Source organism: Bacteroides sp. AF29-11, from assembly GCF_003602895.1.
Taxonomy (GTDB): Bacteria; Bacteroidota; Bacteroidia; order Bacteroidales; family Bacteroidaceae; genus Bacteroides; species Bacteroides uniformis.
In genome coordinates, this window is sequence record NZ_QTLY01000001.1 from 685,105 (window position 1) to 704,342 (window position 19,238).

At 41.6% G+C, this 19,238-nt stretch carries 8 protein-coding genes; 3 read left to right on the top strand and 5 right to left on the bottom strand.

Annotated features, from left to right (window positions below):
• Positions 1 to 58: 58 nt before the first annotated feature.
• The 3 genes from DWZ03_RS02580 to DWZ03_RS02590 all read left to right on the top strand — a co-directional run bounded on the left by DWZ03_RS02580 (position 59) and on the right by DWZ03_RS02590 (position 8,089).
• Entirely contained in the window at positions 59 to 4,051 is a 3,993-nt protein-coding gene (locus tag DWZ03_RS02580; protein ID WP_120128671.1) for a two-component regulator propeller domain-containing protein, read from the top strand.
• A gap of 153 nt (positions 4,052 to 4,204) precedes the next feature.
• Positions 4,205 to 5,815 (top strand): DUF5597 domain-containing protein, encoded by a 1,611-nt coding sequence (locus DWZ03_RS02585; RefSeq protein ID WP_120128674.1) that lies wholly within the window; start codon positions 4,205 to 4,207, stop codon positions 5,813 to 5,815.
• A gap of 18 nt (positions 5,816 to 5,833) precedes the next feature.
• The gene (locus DWZ03_RS02590; RefSeq protein ID WP_005834230.1) at positions 5,834 to 8,089 is read left to right on the top strand and encodes a glycoside hydrolase family 3 C-terminal domain-containing protein; all 2,256 of its coding nucleotides are present in this window, start codon (positions 5,834 to 5,836) and stop codon (positions 8,087 to 8,089) included.
• Positions 8,090 to 8,200: 111 nt separating this feature from the next.
• Here DWZ03_RS02590 and DWZ03_RS02595 read toward each other — a convergent pair whose 3' ends face one another.
• The 5 genes from DWZ03_RS02595 to DWZ03_RS02615 all read right to left on the bottom strand — a co-directional run bounded on the left by DWZ03_RS02595 (position 8,201) and on the right by DWZ03_RS02615 (position 19,229).
• Positions 8,201 to 9,601: an alkaline phosphatase gene (locus DWZ03_RS02595; RefSeq protein ID WP_005834226.1), complete on the bottom strand. Its 1,401-nt coding sequence runs from the start codon at positions 9,599 to 9,601 to the stop codon at positions 8,201 to 8,203.
• 27 nt (positions 9,602 to 9,628) lie between these two features.
• Positions 9,629 to 11,308: a RagB/SusD family nutrient uptake outer membrane protein gene (locus tag DWZ03_RS02600; RefSeq protein WP_016272264.1), complete on the bottom strand. Its 1,680-nt coding sequence runs from the start codon at positions 11,306 to 11,308 to the stop codon at positions 9,629 to 9,631.
• A gap of 11 nt (positions 11,309 to 11,319) precedes the next feature.
• Entirely contained in the window at positions 11,320 to 14,508 is a 3,189-nt protein-coding gene (locus tag DWZ03_RS02605) for a SusC/RagA family TonB-linked outer membrane protein (protein WP_016272263.1), read from the bottom strand.
• A 148-nt stretch (positions 14,509 to 14,656) separates the two neighbouring features.
• The gene (locus DWZ03_RS02610) at positions 14,657 to 17,068 is read right to left on the bottom strand and encodes a TIM-barrel domain-containing protein (protein WP_120128677.1); all 2,412 of its coding nucleotides are present in this window, start codon (positions 17,066 to 17,068) and stop codon (positions 14,657 to 14,659) included.
• Between the two features lie 286 nt (positions 17,069 to 17,354).
• A complete protein-coding gene (locus DWZ03_RS02615) occupies positions 17,355 to 19,229 on the bottom strand; it encodes a hypothetical protein (RefSeq protein WP_229122439.1) in 1,875 nt (624 codons plus the stop codon).
• Positions 19,230 to 19,238: the final 9 nt, after the last annotated feature.

Genomic DNA, 19,238 nt, shown 5'->3' on the forward strand with positions numbered 1-19,238 from the left:
TATTTTTAATTTTGAATTATGATATTGTTAACCTTCCTAATTTAAAATTAAGAAATACATGAAGCGCCTATTCACAACCGCCATTTATATCTTGTGTGTTATACTCACCACTTCAGGAAATACGAACGAGAAAACACTAACCATGATGTTTAAACAACTTTCCATATCAGAAGGGCTCTCCAACAATAGTGTCCGAAGCATCTTCAGGGACAGTAGAGGCTTTTTGTGGATAGGAACTGAATCAGGGCTCAACAAATACGACGGTTACTCATTCCATCAATATTATCAAAGTAATTCAGGACTATCCGATGATGCCATCTTTGAAGTTTTTGAAGGGCCGCAAGGCAACATATGGATTAAAACAGCCAACGAATACAGCATTTATGACTATAAAACAGGGAAAATCAGCAACGATTACAAGTCCGTACTTGAAAAGAAACATATACCAAGCAAAAACATTCAAAGAATAGGCATGACTCCCAGAAATGAATTCTGGGCCTACAACCGTAGCAAGCTCTATTTACAAAATGAAGACAAGAACCCCATCAAGGTTTTTCCCCTACAAACTGAAAAAATCTCAAACATATCTATTGCAGTACAGTCCATCTATATAATGTACTCCGACGGCGCATTATACAGTATAGACAAGCAGACCTCTGAAACCAAAGAAATCGCCATCCCTACAACATTCATACCTTTATTGAAAAACCACGAGCCTCATATTTATACCGACCGGAACGAGAATATATGGTTATATACATACCAGAACAGCCTGCTATTGCACAAAAACAGCTTCACCCGGCAATGGGAAGAAATAAAGTTAAACAATGGCCAGGACATGCAATATAACCGGATACAACGCATCCTGGACATAGGCAATGGAAACGTATGGATACTTACCAGCCACAAGGGCCTATTCATATACAATACCTTGAACAAATCAATTACCAACCTGACCCATACCCCTCTAAAGCAGCATACCATTGCCAGTAACAACCTTAGTACAATCTATCAAGACAAAGATGGAATTGTATATATAGGCAACTTTAAACACGGCATATCCTATTACAGTCCGATGTCTCAAATCATACTGTGCAACAAGTCTCCAGAGTACAATGACATCCTGACCTTCTGTAAAGACACCGATCAGGAATTTATATATTACGGTACGGATGGTACAGGTTTAATCCGCCAATCATTGGCAAGTGACTTATATGAAAAAATACCAACCCCTGCCAATATTGTGGTTGATTTATCCATAGACTCCAAAGACCGTTTGTGGATCGGAACTTATCAGAAAGGACTCTTGTGCTACTCAAAAGGGAAAATCAAACAGTATACAGTAAGCAACAGCCACTTGCTCGAAAACAACGTATATACAGTAAAAGTCGACAAATATGGTTATATATGGATAGGGACAATGAGAGGTTACGTTCAAAGGCTGAACCCCGAAACCGAAGAGTTCGACACAGTTCTGTATCGCCCCGGAGAGTTTTTCATCCGAGATATGTACTATGACAGCGACAAATATCTTTATGTAGCTTCCAACGGAGGATTGATCATCATTGATACAGAAAACCAAACCTATAGCCTTTTCGATGAAGACAACCACTTCAGCGAAAAGAATATCCTTACTGTCTACAAAGACAGCCGCAACCTTCTTTGGATAGGCCATTCACATGGAATAAGTGTCTGGGACCAGAAGAACGATTCCATCCTTTTTCTTGACCAGAAGAGTGGGCTTGCCACCAACTTCGTCAAAGCTATTATAGAAGACAACAACAAACAAATGTGGATCGGTACGGGAAACGGTATTTCACGAGTCCAAATAGTAAATGGAAAATATTACATTGTGAATTATACCATAAAAGACGGATTAATATGCAATGACACCAATATACATGCTATACTCAAGTTGGACAATGGCAATATCTTAATAGGTACCCCCAAAGGATATCAGACAATCATTCCCCAAGAAATTTTAGCAACAGACTACCACGCAAACATCTACCTGACAGGGATTGAACTCAAATCAGGAATATACCATCCCAACTTATCGAATGAAAGTTCACTTGAATGCACACAGACCCTTTCTTTTACTGAAAAAGAAAATTCATTCATTTTATCTTTCTCTGCACTTGACTTTGCAGAAACAGACAAAATAAAATATGCCTATAAAATTAACCAAAGAAACTTTGACTGGGTGTACGCAGACAACAATAAGGTCAATCTGTCTATGCTGCCTGCCGGAGACTATACATTATCTGTAAAAGCATGCAACTCACAAGGCATTTGGAGTCCAAACATCAAAGAATTGAAAATCAATATCCTTCCTCCCCTATGGCGCACTTGGTGGGCATACACAATTTATACATGTATCGCCATGTGCCTAATCTTACTGGTTATTCGAAGCCTGCGCATGCGTCACAAACAAAAATTGATTCTACAAACTGTTGAAATAGAAAATGAAAAACAACAAAAAATCAATGACATGAAACTACAGTTCTTCGCCAATATAAGTCATGAACTACGCACCCCTTTATCACTGATTATTAATCCGCTTGAAGAATTTCTCGAAAACCATCCCGAACACCGAAAAGGCATACTTGACATGGTAAAGCAGAACGCCAACTACTTGCTGGAACTCATCAACCAGTTGTTGGACTTCAGAAAACTGGATGCCAAAGCCGAGAGCCTGAAATGCAAACATGACAATATCCTCATCATTCTAAGCGAAATATTCTACTCTTTTGACCCGATAGCACAAAAAAGGAGCATAAACTATACTCTCACTTGCCCGCAACACTCTGTTTTTATGGATTTTGATTATGACAAAATGCGCAAAATCTGTACAAATATACTAACCAACGCTTTTAAGTTCACTCCTAACAAAGGAAGTATCTCAATGAATATTGAGGTGAAAGAATCAAATCTGGAACTGACATTCGCAGATACCGGCTGCGGCATCGAAGACGAAAACAAGGAGAAAATATTCCAGCGATTTTATCAGTCAAGCAAAAATCCGGCAAATAGCGGAGGCAGCGGCATTGGGTTACATATTGCCTCCGAATATATAAAAATGCATCATGGCAAAATCAGTGTCAAAGACAATCATCCTTGCGGATCTATCTTTTTAATTACATTCCCGTTACACCAAAACAGTGAAGTAATCGAAGAAGATGATACAATCAAAATGCAATCGGCAGAAGAAGAATCTCGCCAATCCACTATTCTGCTTGTAGATGACAACTACGACTTTCTCAAGTTTCTCTCTGAAAGTCTTTCCAAACAATATCATATACTGAAAGCCAGCAATGGAAAACAAGCCTTATCCATCTTAAAAAAAGAAGATGCAGATTTAATAATCAGCGATGTCATGATGCCGGAAATGGATGGGCTGGAACTGTGTTCAAACATTAAAAAAGACATACATTATTCTCATATTCCCATAATACTTTTAACAGCCAAAGCAAGCGAAGAGCACCAATTGGAAGGACTCGAAACCGGTGCCGACGATTATATTACCAAACCATTCAACATGGAAGTGCTAAAACTCCGCATCTGCAAAATGATTGAAATGAATATAAAACGGCAAGAAATCTTCAATCAGGAGATAAAGATCGAACCCAGCCGCATCACCATTACCCCCCTTGACCAGCAATTGATAGAAAAAGCCATCGCCATTGTAGAAGACAATATAAATGAAACGGAATTTTCCGTCGAGGAACTTGCCAGCAGCCTGAACATATCACGCAGCTACTTCTACAAGAAGATGATTAAGATAACGGGAAAGAAACCCATCGAATTCATCAAGACCATCCGCATGAAACGGGCACAACAACTCCTGACAGAAAGCCAGATGCAAATCTCAGAGATTGCCTACATATTGGGCTATAACTCACCCAAAGTGTTCTCCAAACATTTTAAAGATGAGTTCAACATCAGCCCTTCCGAATTCATAAGGCAACATAGCAGAAAAATACAAACCAACGAAGAAGAAGAAGATGGACAGTATCCGGAACAAGATGCTGAAGAGACACCGGAAGAATAGGTTTTACTCCGGTTTATGCTTGCAGAAACAGTTATTGCCAACAAATAATAAACGGGAAACATTATCCTCCCTTATCAGACACAAAAGAGAGAGCCGTTTCACGAAAAGAATCAGCATCTTTGCCAAATAATAACCTTTTCAAAATCAACAAGCATGAAACAAATCTCCAATTACAAGGCATGGGCTTTTTGTATCGCCATGCTACTTACCACAACGTGGCTGTCAGCACAAACAGACACATCCATCCCCAAGCTTATACAGAAAAACGGACGTTACACACTCTTGGTGGACAACAAACCTTTCTTTGTTCTGGGAGGACAATGCGGAAACTCATCCAACTGGGCCTCCATGCTGCCCAATGTATGGAATGTGATGAAAGAAATGCATGCCAACACATTAGAAATACCGGTATATTGGGAACAACTGGAACCTCAAGAAGGCAAGTTCGACTTCTCACAAGTGCAGTCAGTATTAAATCAGGCACGGCAAAACAATGTGAGACTTATCTTCCTCTGGTTTGCCACCTGGAAGAACGGAAGCAATCACTACATGCCCGAATGGATGAAAACAGATTCTAAGAAGTATCCCAATGTTGTCGGCAAAAATGGTCAAGAAGTAGACTCTCCCAGTCCGCATTGTGAAGAAGCGATGAAAGCGGATGCCAAAGCTTTCGCCAGATTCATGGGTTATCTGAAGGAAGCAGATACACAACATACAGTCATCATGGTACAAGTGGAAAATGAACCGGGGACATGGGGCAGTGTAAGAGACTATTCGAAGAAAGCCCAAAAACTATTCGAAGGCTCCATTCCCCAAGATATTCTGACACCCACTGTTTGTAAAGAACTGAATGTGCCGAAAAATGCAAAAGGGAGTTGGAAGGAAGTCTTTGGCGAACGGGCAGACGAATATTTCCATGCATGGCACGTAGCCCGTTATATCAATTATGTGGCCAAAGCAGGAAAAGAAATTTATCCGCTTCCCCTATACATCAATGTTGCCTTAAGAGATCCTCTGACGAATCCCACAGCAGACCACTATGAAAGCGGCGGTGCAACGGACAATGTCATATCCATCTGGAAAGCCGCAGCCCCTGACATCGACTTCGTCGCTCCGGACATCTACCTCCGTGATGACAAGGCGGTCCTGAAAGTGCTCGAACTATATGCCCGCCCCGATAACGCATTAATGGTTCCCGAAACTATCGGAAGCCCGAGATTCCTTTATCATACCATCGCAAAAGGAATCGGCTTTTCCCCATTCGGCGTAGACCAACGGAGGAACTTTTCTCCAGACATGCAAAGGCAATCCCCCTTATCCGCTGAATATGAAATACTAAAACCGATGGCACACTTGCTGGCTGAATGGAGTGCAGAAGACAGGATACACCCTGTCATAGAGCCTTCCGACCATTCAGAACAGTACGTCAGCTTAGGCAGTTGGAAAGCCATCATCAAATTCGGCAACACCCGTGGAGGGCAAACCGCTGCCGCCGAAAAGCGTCCGGCCAACGGAAAGGCCATGATTATCCAACTTGGCGAAAACGAATTCATCGGTATCGGTACTAATTGCCGGTTCACTTTCGAACCAATAGGGAAAAAACAAGGAAAAGCCTGGCAGTACCTGAAAGTACAAGAAGGATTCTATGACGAGAACGGTGATTTCAAAATGCTCCGTATCCTCAACGGTGACCAGACAGACTGGGGAGGACCGCAAGTAGGTGATGCCCCCAGTATCCTCCATTTTACATTGACAACAAGATAACAATAAAAACATCATACCATGAAACACTCAACATTATCATTGCTAATTTGCATAGGAGGATGTTTCTCTGCATGTAGTCCTACCAATGAAAAAGTCAATCCCCTGACACAACACGAGGACGAAATCACAAACATCATAGCAGAAATGACACTGGAAGAAAAAATAAACATGCTCCACGGAAAAAACATGTTTTCATCGGCAGGTGTCGAACGTCTGAATATACCTGACATAGAATATGCCGACGGTCCCTTCGGCATTCGCGAAGAAATGGAACCGCATTCATGGAACTCCTTGCATTTAAGCACCGATTCCGCCACTTTCTTCCCGACAGGCTCTGCCCTTGCAGCTACATGGAGTACGGAAATGGCATACAAATACGGAGAGGGAATGGCTGCCGAAGCTAAACTCCGGGGTAAAGACATGATCTTAGGGCCGGCCATCAACATACAACGCATCCCAACCGGAGGACGTACTTACGAATATTTAAGTGAAGACCCCCTACTGAGTGGTGAACTGGCTGTCAACTATACATTAGGTGCACAAGACCATCAGGAAGCTGTCTGTCTGAAACATTATGCACTGAACAACCAAGAAAACATGCGCGGATTCGTAGACGTAAAAGTTTCCGAACGTGCCATGAGAGAAATTTACCTCGCCCCTTTTGAGGCGGCTGTGAAGAAAGCCAATGCCTACGGTGTAATGGCTGCTTACAATAAAGTGTCAGGTGAATGGTGCTCGGAGAATGACCGCCTCCTGAATAAAATCCTACGCGGTGAATGGGGATTTAAGGGTATCGTCATTTCCGACTGGGGAGGCACCCACTCCACCACAAAAGCTGCACTGGGAGGTCTTGATGTAGAGATGCCCAACGACAGATATTTTGGTAAGGCATTGCTCGATTCGGTACAAGCCGGTGTCGTCTCGGAAAAAGTCATTGACGAGAAAGTAAGGAACCTGCTTCGTGTGCGGCTGGCTATCCCGGCTGTTCCCAAAGAAGAAGCCAATACCCAAATGACTTCCCTGCCTGCCCAGCAGCAGATTGCCTATGAAGTAGCTTCCAGAAGCATCGTATTGCTCAAAAACTCCGGACTGCTGCCCATAAACACCGAAAAAGTGAAGGACATAGCCGTCATCGGAGACAATGCAGTCCGGCATATGGCTACGGGCGGTGTAGGTGCCGGTGTCAAGGCTTTATATGAAATTACACCCTTGGAAGGACTACAGAAGGCTTATGAGGGAACCAATGTCAAAATCAAGTATGCACAAGGTTACCTGCCGCAGGAACGTTCCTCACGGCACAAGCGCAACAGCAGCGAAACAGCCTCATCAGAGAAAGAAATCAGAGAAAAAAGCGAACGGCTGGTTCAAGAAGCGATTGCCTTAGCCAAAGAGGCGGACTTGGTCATCTTTGTCGGAGGCAACAACCGCGAAGTGGAAACAGAAGGTTCTGACCGCAAAAACATCACTTTACCATCGCATCAGGACGAATTAATACAGAACATAGCCAAAGCCAATCCAAACATTGTTTCGGTAATGGTAATTGGTGGTCCTGTTGATTTGCAGACAATAGAAAAAAACTCTTCAAGTATTCTAGTATCTTGGTTTAATGGCTCAGAGGGAGGACATGCCTTAGCAGATGTACTGTCCGGGAAAATTTCGCCTTCGGGGAAATTACCTTTCACTTTTCCTATAAAACTGGAAGATTCGCCAGCCTATCATTTAGGGGTTTACCCTCAGCAACAACCAGAAAGGCCACGCGATGTATTCGTAGACCTCGTAAACAGAGATAAATTCCGTGCAGAGCAAAAAGCCGAAGCTGATTATGCCGAAGACATCTTTGTGGGTTATCGCTGGTATGCCACTAAGAATATATCTCCTCTTTATCCATTCGGCCATGGACTCTCTTATGCAAATTTCCAATATTCAGCGTTGCAAGCCAAAATCAACAAAAGCCAAGTGGACGTCAGTTTCACATTAGATAATATAGGAAAAATGAATGCGGAAGAAGTAGCACAAGTCTACATCACACGCCCTCAATCTGCCATCGAACGTCCGGCACACGAGCTGAAAGGTTTCCAGCGAGTAGCCCTAAAAGCCGGAGAAAGTAAAGAAATTACTATCTCCATACCTCTGGAACAGTTGTGCCATTGGGACGAAAAGAAACATGGTTGGACTTTCGAAGAAGGTCCTGCCATCATCAGGGTAGGCAGTTCCTCTGAGAATTTACCTCTGAATACTGAAATCAATCTTATCAATGTATACAAGCCACAGTAGGGTTCAGGTTCCGGCAGAGAGTCTGCGACTGATTTCTATTCAATAAATAACAGCTAAAAAATAAGGCCATTCCAATCATTTGAATTAGAATGGCCTTTTCCATACCTATTGTCATTTATATCCAGCAGCTTTCGCTATTCGTTTCGGGATTTCCGTATTGTCCATCTTTCCTTTAAACAGCTCGGAACCGATGCCTATAGCAAAAACCGGTACATATCCAGCTGTATGATTTACACTCGTCCACCCCACCATGGCAATCTGGTTCATCACTTTCTTGGCTGCGGCAGCAAGAGGTTCAGTACGTGCATAAAGGGTCTCTTCAAAAACAGCTTTCCTTCTTCTAAAAGAAAGTTCGTATTCATCACGCAACATCCTTTCTTGCTCCCAAGATAATGGCAGTTCCTTCCAGAAGCCCATTTTATCAGCCAATAATGATTGTATATCCTCCCAAGAAACTTTATTGTTTTTATCTTTCCGCAAGTTTGTAATATAACGCGACAAGATATCTTGAGATTGCTTCTGACTAGCCAAAGATTTCAGTGACAACTCGTATTTGATAGTCCCTAAACCCATACCACCCGTTTCATGGTCAGCCGTAACAACAATCAAAGTTTCCTTCGGATGTTTCTTGTAAAACTCATAAGCCACTTTCACCGCATTATCCATATCAATGACTTCTTCAAAAGCAGTAGCAGCGTCATTACCATGGCAGGCATGATCTATTTTCCCACCTTCAACCATTAAAAAGAAACCTTTATCCCGGTCCTTGGTCAAGAAAGAGATGGCACTTTCCGTAATTTGTGCCAATGTCATATCCCCTTCCTTACGGTCGATAGCATAAGGTAAACTGGAAGGCGATGCACCATCTTTCTGGATAAGAATCATCTTACCGGCTTGTGCAGCTTTTATTTTAAAATCATCCAGACCTCTGGCTATCGCATATCCAGCCTCCTCAAAGACAGGAAAAACTGTTGGTGCTTCTTTCCCATTGGCAAAAGTTGCAGGCTTCAAAAAGCCACTACCTGCATAAAAGTCGAATCCAGCCTTTGGAAGATCGAGAGCTATTTCGTAATACATGTTACGATCCGGTTGATGAGCATAAAACACAGCAGGAGTTGCATGATCCACGCTGACACTTGTTGCTATGCCCACTTTCCGACCGGACCTTTTCGCTTGTTCAGCAACAGTTTGAAGGACATTCCTTTCATTATCCATACTAATAGCTCCATTATATGTTTTTTTTCCGGTGGCAAGAGCTGTCCCCGCAGCCGAAGAATCAGTAACAGAATTGGAAGCAGAAAATGTTGTAGCAAAACCCGTAATGGGAAATGCAGTAAACAACAATGGTTTTACTCCAATACGGCCTTCCTGCTCCGCAAGATACATTTCCGTACCATTCACTTGATTTACTCCCATTCCATCACCAATAAAATAGAATACATATTTTGCTTGCTGAGCATAAGCCAGACTAAACAAAAACAGTAAAATGCAAATACACCTCAATCGTTTCATATACTAAAAATTTATAGGTTATTATTTTTAATATCCGGGATTCTGGTCTTCTTCATTAATAAGATCATTATTCAAAATCTCATCCGTAGGAATCGGAAAAAGCATGTAGTAGTCATAGAACGGAAAATCGCGTTTCGTCCAACCTTCATTCATCGGATATTCGCAATTGATAAACTGTTCGGCCATTCCCGATCGACATAAATCATACCACAATTCAAATTCAATGTTGAACTCATGACGGCGTTCAATCGTCAGAGCCACTAACCATACATCTGCCGTATATCCTTTTTCTGCCTTATATCTGGTATAGAAGCTCTTAGCATCAGGCACCTCTACTTTTACCTTATTAAGTTTATAATCATCTCTTACATAAGAAAGATCCTCAAAACCAAACACATATTCACCCGACATCCCAGTTTCCAGATTTCCCCACGCCCTGTTGCGAATCTGCTTGATTATTTCCCAACCGGTTGCCTCATCGTTGGTACGGAAACAGCACTCTGCGTAATCCAACAATACACCTGCATATCGTTTCATGGTAAGTGAACAAGGATTATAGTTATGATCTTTTTTCATGGCTCCATGCTGTTCCCGCCAATATTTCAATGTATAAACATTCGGATTATGGTCTGTCCCTACAAACTCTGCATTATAAGCAGGATCAACCCCTATAGCTTCACCGGTATAAGGATTGGTTTCACCCAATGCAACACACGAATACTGCTTTCGTTTATCACCCGGTTCAAACGAATTATAAAACTCCCATGACAAGCAGAATGAGCCATAACCTGCATGTTCCATAGAAGCACAACGGTAACCCATCTGAATCAAGGCATCAGTAAGTTTACTCGCACTACTGGTCATTGTAGAGAATTTATAGAAGGAATGTTCCCAAACACTTTCTTTCGACCAATAATTTCCCATATCGTGAACTGAAGCAAAACAAGGAAGTAATTCATAAGTCTTACTATCAATAATCTGCTTCAACCTTTGCTTGGCAGAATCATAATCATTATTATACATATAAGCCTCAGCTAAATAGGCCAGACACATACCTTTCGTTACACGCCCATACTGGCCATTTAACGGTTGCCAATCAAGCACACCAGTCGCATATTCCAAATCCTCAATAATGAGCTTCCACATTTCATCAGCTGTTTCAGGACGAGGCTTGGCGGGAGAGGTTGAGTAGTTTTCACCGGTCATCAACATTGGTACACGTCCAAAGTTCTTACCTAAATAAATATAATTATACGCACGCAAGGCACGGGCTTGAGCAATAACTTCATTTTTCGCCTTTATCCCTTCCTTAAATACGGATTCCTTGACACTCTCCATTCCCGCAAGCAGACTGTTTATACGACTGATAGCAGCATACGAGCACTTCCATGAATAACGGAACTGGCTCTCGGAAGCAGTCCACTCATACTTGCAATAATTAAAATCCCATCCGGAAGCTTGTACATCTAAAGTAGGTAAGTTCGCAAGCATCATATGAGGACGTACCCCCCACGAACTCCCTCCGAAACTATTCGGATAAAGCAATTCGTAACATCCCAATAGCCCCTCCTCAATAGTAGATTCATTGGTAAATATATAATCTTCGGGCAAAAATGTATAATAATCCACATCAAATATACCATCACATGAAGTAAATATAAAGGCTGCCAATCCACCGATAACAGATAATATTTTGTTCTTTCTCATATTCTTATTTTTTAAAATTGTAAACTAAGACCCACACTATAAGTTCTCTGATAGGGATAACGGCCTGAATCATATCCCACCAAATTCAATCTCCCCGTACCTATCTCCGGATCACCGTATTTATTATAGGAAGAAATCGTGAATAAATTCTCAATGCTCCCATAAATTCTCATTCCCCAATCAAAGGTATAACCGACCTGAATATTTTGAAGTCTGAAGAAATCACCTTTTTTAATCCAAGCATCAGACACACGTGTATTCTTATTATTGTCCGAAACCGTCATACGAGCATATTTGGTACTGTGATTCTCTGGTGTCCAAGCATTACTTATATATTCCTGCAAACAATTCTGGAATTCACCCGTTGAATTATGGATAGAAGACAGACTCATCGCTGAATACGATAGAATATCTTGCCCATAAGCTCCATAACCATAAAGCATAAAATCCCATTTACGATAATTGGCATTAATAGAGATACCATAAGTCAGTTTAGGAAATCCATTGCCTATTATATCCTTATCGTCCGCATTGATATATCCATTACCATCTTTATCCCAATAATAGTAATCACCGGGTTGTGTAGAACCGGATTGGTATTTACCAGTGGAAGACGCATTGTTAAGGGCATCAATTTCGGCCTGATTTTGAAAAATTCCTTTTACACGATAACCATAAAACGAACCTATGGCATATCCATTCTTAATAATGGAATGGTTGTCCCATTCATATCCCTTCGAGGCCTCTGTAGCAAAAATAGGATCACCGACTTCCTTTACTTCATTCCTAAGGGCAGAACCATTCACTCCCACATTGACAAACCAGTCTCCAAAAGTCTTACGATAATTCACAGCAAATTCAAATCCTTTATTTTGGATTTTACCGGCATTCGTATAAATGGAAGTAAAACCTGTAGAAGGACGCATATTACGATCCAGCAACAAATCATAAGAATTACGTATAAAATAATCCAATGTTACATTCAAGGCATTGTCCATAAATCCCATATCAATACCCAAATTGGTCTGTTCATTCGTTTCCCAATGAAGATTCGTATCAATTTCCTTGTCTTTGGCAGCTCCCATCTGTTCTGTGTAATTTACCCCATTCCACCAATAATAATACATCTTACTTGTTGAAATCTGGGCAATAGATTTAGAACCGTCACCATAAGAACTACCAGTTTTACCCCAGCCAATACGAAATTTCAAATTACTGAAAATATTCAGATTCTTTATAAAAGATTCTTCATTCAGTCGCCAAGCTACCGAAGCTGAAGGAAAAGTTCCCCAACGATTTGTACGTCCGAAAGCTGAAGAACCGTCACGACGGATTGTACCAGTAAATAAATACTTATCTTTATAAGAATAAATCAAACGACCGAAATAAGAAAGACTGGTAGTTTTAACTTTTAAAGCACCTTCAACGTTTTTAGTAGTAGAATTCAATGTAGAAGCGATGTCACGATAGTTATCCGCAGGAAAATCCTTAGCGCTTCCTTTTAGTTCAAATCCATCTACCGACTGATTGAATGATTGCCCTACCATAGCATTGATATGATGCCCCTTTGTATCAAAAATATAATTAAAGTAGTTCTCACTGTTCCAATCACTACTACGACTCATTTCCATGGAAAAGGTATCCAAACCATCAGAAGTAATGGTACGTTCATTTCGAGGTGAATAATCCCAAGAACTTTTATTGGTTACATTGTAACTGTTGGTGGTTTTGAATGTTAAGCCTTTCAAAATGTCCACTGTCAAACCAAAATCAATCTGTACCCGGTCTGTAAAATTCTTGCTGTCATTATCGTATGCTCTCGCCACTAAATTGTCACTACCTCTCGGTACATCCCCATTCATCTCTTGCAAAGGTACCCCATAACTTCCGTCAGGATATTTGATAGGTACATTCATCAAATTACCGTTTTCATCAAGATGGTCCATAGTTGGAACCGTCAAAGCATATGGCCGCATGTTCCCACCTCCGTGACTACCAGTACGAACATACGCAAGATTAGTATTAACAGTCAGAAAGTCACGAATTTTGCTGACTGCATTAGCACGGGCTGTAATCCGTTCATACCAAGAATTGATAATGGTACCATCATTTTTTGTATAACCTATGGAAGCCATATAGTTGGAAGTGCTACTGCCTCCGGAGGCCGATAACCGATAATTACGCGACAAAGCAGTCCGTGTCATTTCTTTCTGCCAGTCTATAGTTTGAAGTTGCCCTGCATATTGTTCTCCCCAAGCTAAATTGGTCAAGGACTTACCATCCGCCGCTTTACTCTGACGAACACCCCAAGTAAACAAGTCAGCATCAGCAACATCTATCGTATTGTTTACAGACTGAACCGATAAATTAGCAGTAAAGTTGATACGACTCTTGTTCTTGTCACCTTGTTTAGTAGTAATCATTACCACTCCATTTGCCGCACGCGAACCATAAATTGCAGTTGCCGAGGCATCTTTCAAGACTTCAATAGAAGCAATATCAGCAGGATTAACCATAGAAGCACTACTGATAATACCATCAATGACATAAAGGGGATCGGCAGAACCTTGGACTGTACCGATACCACGAATTCGGATTGTGGTTTCTCCGGAAGGATCACCGCCATTTCTCATGACTTGTACTCCAGCAGCAGCACCTTGCAATGCCTGACCTATATTCACCGGATTACGCTTAGCCATTTCATCAACATTCACTGAAGCCACCGAACCTGTAAGGTCACTCTTCTTAACCATGCCATAACCTACAACCACCACTTCGTCCAAGGTTTCTGCATCTTCTTTCAAAATGACCTTCAATGTACCAGCATTTCCCGAGACTTTAATTGTTTGTGACAAATAGCCTATATAACTAACCTTTAGAATAGCCCCAACAGGACATTGAAAAGAAAAATTTCCATTCATATCAGTAATCATTCCCTGGGCAGTACCCTCTACAATGACATTAGCACCGATAATCGCCTCTCCTTTTTCATCCATCACTTGTCCTTTCACTGTAATGACATTTTGTTGTACAATGGTAACACCTACAAACGGTTGTATAACCATTGCCGCAAGAGGACTGGCACATACCAACGACATGGACACAAGCCCTAAATACTTCCTTACATTTTTCATAAATACTAAATAATTTGGTTTAACAAAAGCCCTTCTTTCCATCAAGAAAGAGCTATGAAATATCATTCACAAAATTATTTAGCATAGATTAAACATAAGGGAGAAAAAATAGTATTTTTATGCCTGCTTTTGTTTCATAGTTCATTTCTCCATAATAAAGCAACAAAACAAATACACATTTGCACAAAATATACACCCCTCAAAAACGATAGATTCAAAATTCAATCCTTAATTCTCGCCCATTATAACAAACTGTTTTTGAAGAAGAACTACCTGCTATATTCACAATGAATTTCCGATTCTTAACCATACCTGCAAAACGGCCTTTCCGATCACCTATAGTCAAAAAACGTTTTTCATTATCCCATGTAATAGGAATTTCACTGTAGGCTCCCGACTCATAATTGTAATTATCATTCTCATCTTCATACAGTACAAACTCCCCATTATCGCCCGGATAAATACGAAGTTCAAGTTTATCCCATTTCCGTTCTGTGGCATATTGTACCTCATTGGTAGTGAAAGGTACGATAGAGCCGGCCTTAACATATACCGGAATAATCTCTATAGGAGTGGCACGTTCCACTACTTGCCCGCCATCCAGAATCTGTCCTGTCCAAAAGTCAATCCACTTAGTATTATCGGGCAAATAGACACTACGCGAAACAGCATCTTCTTCAACAACCGGTGCAACCAAGAAAGCACTTCCAAACATAAATTCATCAGAAATCTGATAGGTTGATGTATCATGAGGAGCTTCCATAGAAAGTTGGCGCAAATAAGAATAACCATTTTTAGTAACTTGCCAAGCCGTAGAGTAAAGATAAGGGAGCAGTGAATAACGTAACTTAATGTATTGTTCCTGCACATCAAAAGCCCAATACCCACGTTCACCAAACTGATAAATTTCACGGGGTGAACCTGTACCATGCGAGCGCATCATCGGATTAAATGTAGCAAACTGAAACCAACGCACATAAAGCTGCTGGTAAGCAGGGTCCTTATGTGCCGTATTATAAACATTGCCATAGGGATGCCATGCACCAATATCGGTATTCCAATAAGGAATGCCACATATCGAAAAATTCAAACCTGCCGGAATCTGTTTCTTGAAAACATCAAAACTTGCACGGATATCACCGCTCCATGAACCGGCACCATAACGTTGCGAACCTATATAGGCCGAACGAGTCAATATATATACACGTTTATCCAAGGTGGTAGCACGCTGATTATCCCAAATAGCCTTACTAGTGTACAGAGGATAAATATTACGGACATTTCTTAAAGTCCCTTCTTTCGTCTGAAAATTGAAATCAGACTGTTTGGCACCATAAAATTCCGGTTCTGTAGCATCCATCCACCATGCCGACATACCAAGCTGGAACATATACCTGTTCATATAATCCCATACTATCCCACGAGCTTCCGGATTAAAAGCGTCATAGACTTTTGCCTCACGGGGCGAAGAAACCATAGGATATAATGCACCCTTTTTATCAAGTTCCTTGAAAATTTCCGTTCCATTTCCAAAACTCGGCCATACAGAAATCATCATTTTCACATTCATCTTCCTTAAACTGGAAAACATCTCTTGAGGTCTGGAAAAATTTGGATTAAGAAACTGAATCGCATTCCAAGAAGAATTATCCTCTCCCCAATAACGCCAATCCTGAATTATCCCATCAAGCGGTACGCCCAATTTACGATATTTTTCAGCAACCTCTACCACCTCATCTTGCGACTTATATCTTTCCTTACACTGCCAAAAGCCCAAAGTCCATAAAGGTACCATAGGAGCTTGTCCCGAAAGCTGTCGCAAAAGTGCTACAGTAGCATCGCCATTTCCACCATAAAGAAAATAATAGTCTATCGCTTCACCAGCTTCTGATCTAAATGATGTCCCCATAGGCGTATCATCAAATGTCGTAATCGAATAATTATCCCAATAAAGACCATAACCTTTGACAGACGCGAAATAAGGTACAGCAATCTGCATGTTATTTTGTTCAAGAACCAACCGCTGGTTCCGCTGATTCATCTTGCCAGTCTGCTGTTGGCCCAGTCCGTAAATAACCTCATCCTCGTCCAAAATAAATGATTGCGACACTTCATAAGTATTCTCAACAATAGTCCGCATCTTTCCTCTATCCAAACCGGGAGTATTTTGTCCTGGAGCACTTTGAGTAGGTACAACCTCACCAGTAACATGAGATTCCACCTTCTTTTCCCTTATTCTCTGAACATATTGCAACGGCATCAACTGGACACCGTAGTCTTTTTCAGTCAAGAGTTTACTCCCATCCAGATTACTGAACTGGACACGTCCCGTATTTAAATCTAGAATAACTTCCAACAATGAAGAAGAAGCTTTTACCATATCGTTTTGCCGAGAAACATTGACTTCAACCTGAGTAGGTTCAAGCACCACAGCCAGACTTTTCCTCAGATTGACATTGCCCGACTCCAATGTCTTCGAAACTCTAACAATATTGGGAGTATAAAACTCCACCTTAACAACCACCCCTTTGACTGTCACGACAAAACCATTACTTCTTGCCTGTACTTGGGCAAGCACTACTGTTGACCATAAAATCGCACATAATGCAAATAGAATTTTTTTCATTTTGATATACTATGAAATAAATAGAATCCAATTAATGCAAATATAGAGATTTACAATTCTCTGCAGTGTCCCAAATATTTCTTTGAAAGGGTAAAATTGTTGCCGAATAAATGTTCAAACACATTTATATAGCCTACAGAACACATTTTATACCTCCATTCCTTCCGGCTACCTATAAACACACAATCACCCGTAACAGTATCAACAACAGTAAATTCACGTACCTCGCCATCATTATATTACGGCAACTTTCCCCTGACGGGGCAAGATACATATAATTTTAGAGTTATTCGCCTGACAATAAAGTAATGAAACTGATGGCCGGCAAATGTACCCGTACCAGTCCATTCTCTACCTTCACAGCAGTTTCCTTCATGCAGTCCTTTGTATTGGTCACATAGACTTTCAGTTTCTTCACTTCTGCAGGGATACCGGAGATGACAGCCTCGCAATCCGCCCCATTATTGACCATATGGACGGCATATTCTCCGCGCACCATATTTCCGAAAGCCGCACAGTTTACATTTTTCTTGCTGCTACTGACCGGAATGGCCAAAGCATCGGCCGGAGTGGAGGCCAGTTGCTTGATATTCCAGAAACGTTGCGTAGGACGCAAAGGACCTTTGGAACCATAAATGCCGCCTCCCCACAACAACGAATAGTCTGAAGTGAGCTGCCACTGCAAGATGGACAATGGTTGGCAAATCGTACAAATACGTGTATACAGATTGATTTCATAAAGTGCAAACGTCGACTCATTGAATATCTCGGCATAACCATGAGCAGCGGCATCCGTACTACCCTCACCAACCAAGAGTGGTACATTAATCTCTTTGGCAGCATCCGCCCACTTCCTTAACGTAACATCATCACAACCACGCCATGAATGGAAAGAAACTGCACCAATATACTTATGAGTCTCAGGATTGTTCAAAGCAGGAAGGATAAAATCGAAAGTAGTGGCATCCGAATTGTCGCCAAGCAGCATGCGGGTAGGAAGATTCAACCCTGCCAGATAAGCACCGAACTCCTTAATGAAATCTGCATGCTCCTGCGGAGTGTGGAGGACATCAATACCCAAATCCGATTCATTGAACGAGAACATGGAGAACTCAATACCATAATACCGTTTGGCATACAACAGATAATCTGCCATGGATTTATAAATCTTCTCCTTTTTCCGGTTATCCAGACGATAAGCAATGACACCACCTTGACGGGCATAACTTGCAGGACCTCCGTCAATGGCCCATGCAGGCGGAAACCAACAGCTTAGTATTACCGGCATTCCCATCGCCTTCAAGCGCTTTGCCATGAGGAGACTTTCCTCCACCCGCTTGTTCAGTCCCCCATTCTGTGCCACGGCAATAGGATCGGATTCTTCTTCGGGTTGCCACAATCTCCACGGAAATTCCACACGGCCATAAGCTACGCGCAAGTTTTCCAGACAGTAATCTATCACTTTAGGGTCGGCAGCAGGATTCTGCAGGCGGAAATTCCCTCCAAAACCTGTAAACAGACTTCCCGGATTCTGCATATCCAATATAATTTCCGCGTCACTATGATCTATCACTCCAGAAGCATGCAGTTCCATAGACAATGCAGTTCTCTCAGCCTTTTTCAGAGTCGGCATCAGCGAGATATACACAACAGTACCGGTAGACTCTTTTTCAACCGTGGCCTTTACAGACTTATTGAACTTGAATTCCAACTTCCTATTGGCCGAAGTAACGGTCAGCTTCCTGCCACTTACCCTTACTTTGGCATCAATGTAGTTTTCCGGACTTAAAGCAATACAGTAATAGGCTGCCTGGTTCAAAGTAGTGTCCGACAGCGCATCAATAGAAATCTCCACCAAGCCTTTTCCCTTATCGGTCACTTTCTGATGGAACTTTACACCTCGCAGAGTAGCCGTCACTTCCTGCATATTCCCCTCACGATGGAAAACGGGACGGACCTGCTTCTCCTTTCCGGTAATCTCCATATCTCCTTTCAAGGTTCCGACACGCAGGGATGACTCAAAGTCTATCAATTCACCGTCTACGCGGACACCCGTGATATTGCTCCATGCCATCACTTCCGTCTGGGCAGAAAGCGGCAGAGATAATATACCACACAGCAATACAACTATTCCAAACTGGAAAATTCGTAAATTCTTCATAATATCAAA

Excerpts from the sequence above, each read along its gene's own strand:
- DWZ03_RS02580 (WP_120128671.1), top strand. The coding sequence starts at position 59 with ATGAAGCGCCTATTCACAACCGCCATTTATATCTTGTGTGTTATACTC.
- DWZ03_RS02585 (WP_120128674.1), top strand. The coding sequence starts at position 4,205 with ATGAAACAAATCTCCAATTACAAGGCATGGGCTTTTTGTATCGCCATG.
- DWZ03_RS02590 (WP_005834230.1), top strand. The coding sequence starts at position 5,834 with ATGAAACACTCAACATTATCATTGCTAATTTGCATAGGAGGATGTTTC.
- DWZ03_RS02595 (WP_005834226.1), bottom strand. The coding sequence starts at position 9,601 with ATGAAACGATTGAGGTGTATTTGCATTTTACTGTTTTTGTTTAGTCTG.
- DWZ03_RS02600 (WP_016272264.1), bottom strand. The coding sequence starts at position 11,308 with ATGAGAAAGAACAAAATATTATCTGTTATCGGTGGATTGGCAGCCTTT.
- DWZ03_RS02605 (WP_016272263.1), bottom strand. The coding sequence starts at position 14,508 with ATGATATTTCATAGCTCTTTCTTGATGGAAAGAAGGGCTTTTGTTAAA.
- DWZ03_RS02610 (WP_120128677.1), bottom strand. The coding sequence starts at position 17,068 with ATGAAAAAAATTCTATTTGCATTATGTGCGATTTTATGGTCAACAGTA.
- DWZ03_RS02615 (WP_229122439.1), bottom strand. The coding sequence starts at position 19,229 with ATGAAGAATTTACGAATTTTCCAGTTTGGAATAGTTGTATTGCTGTGT.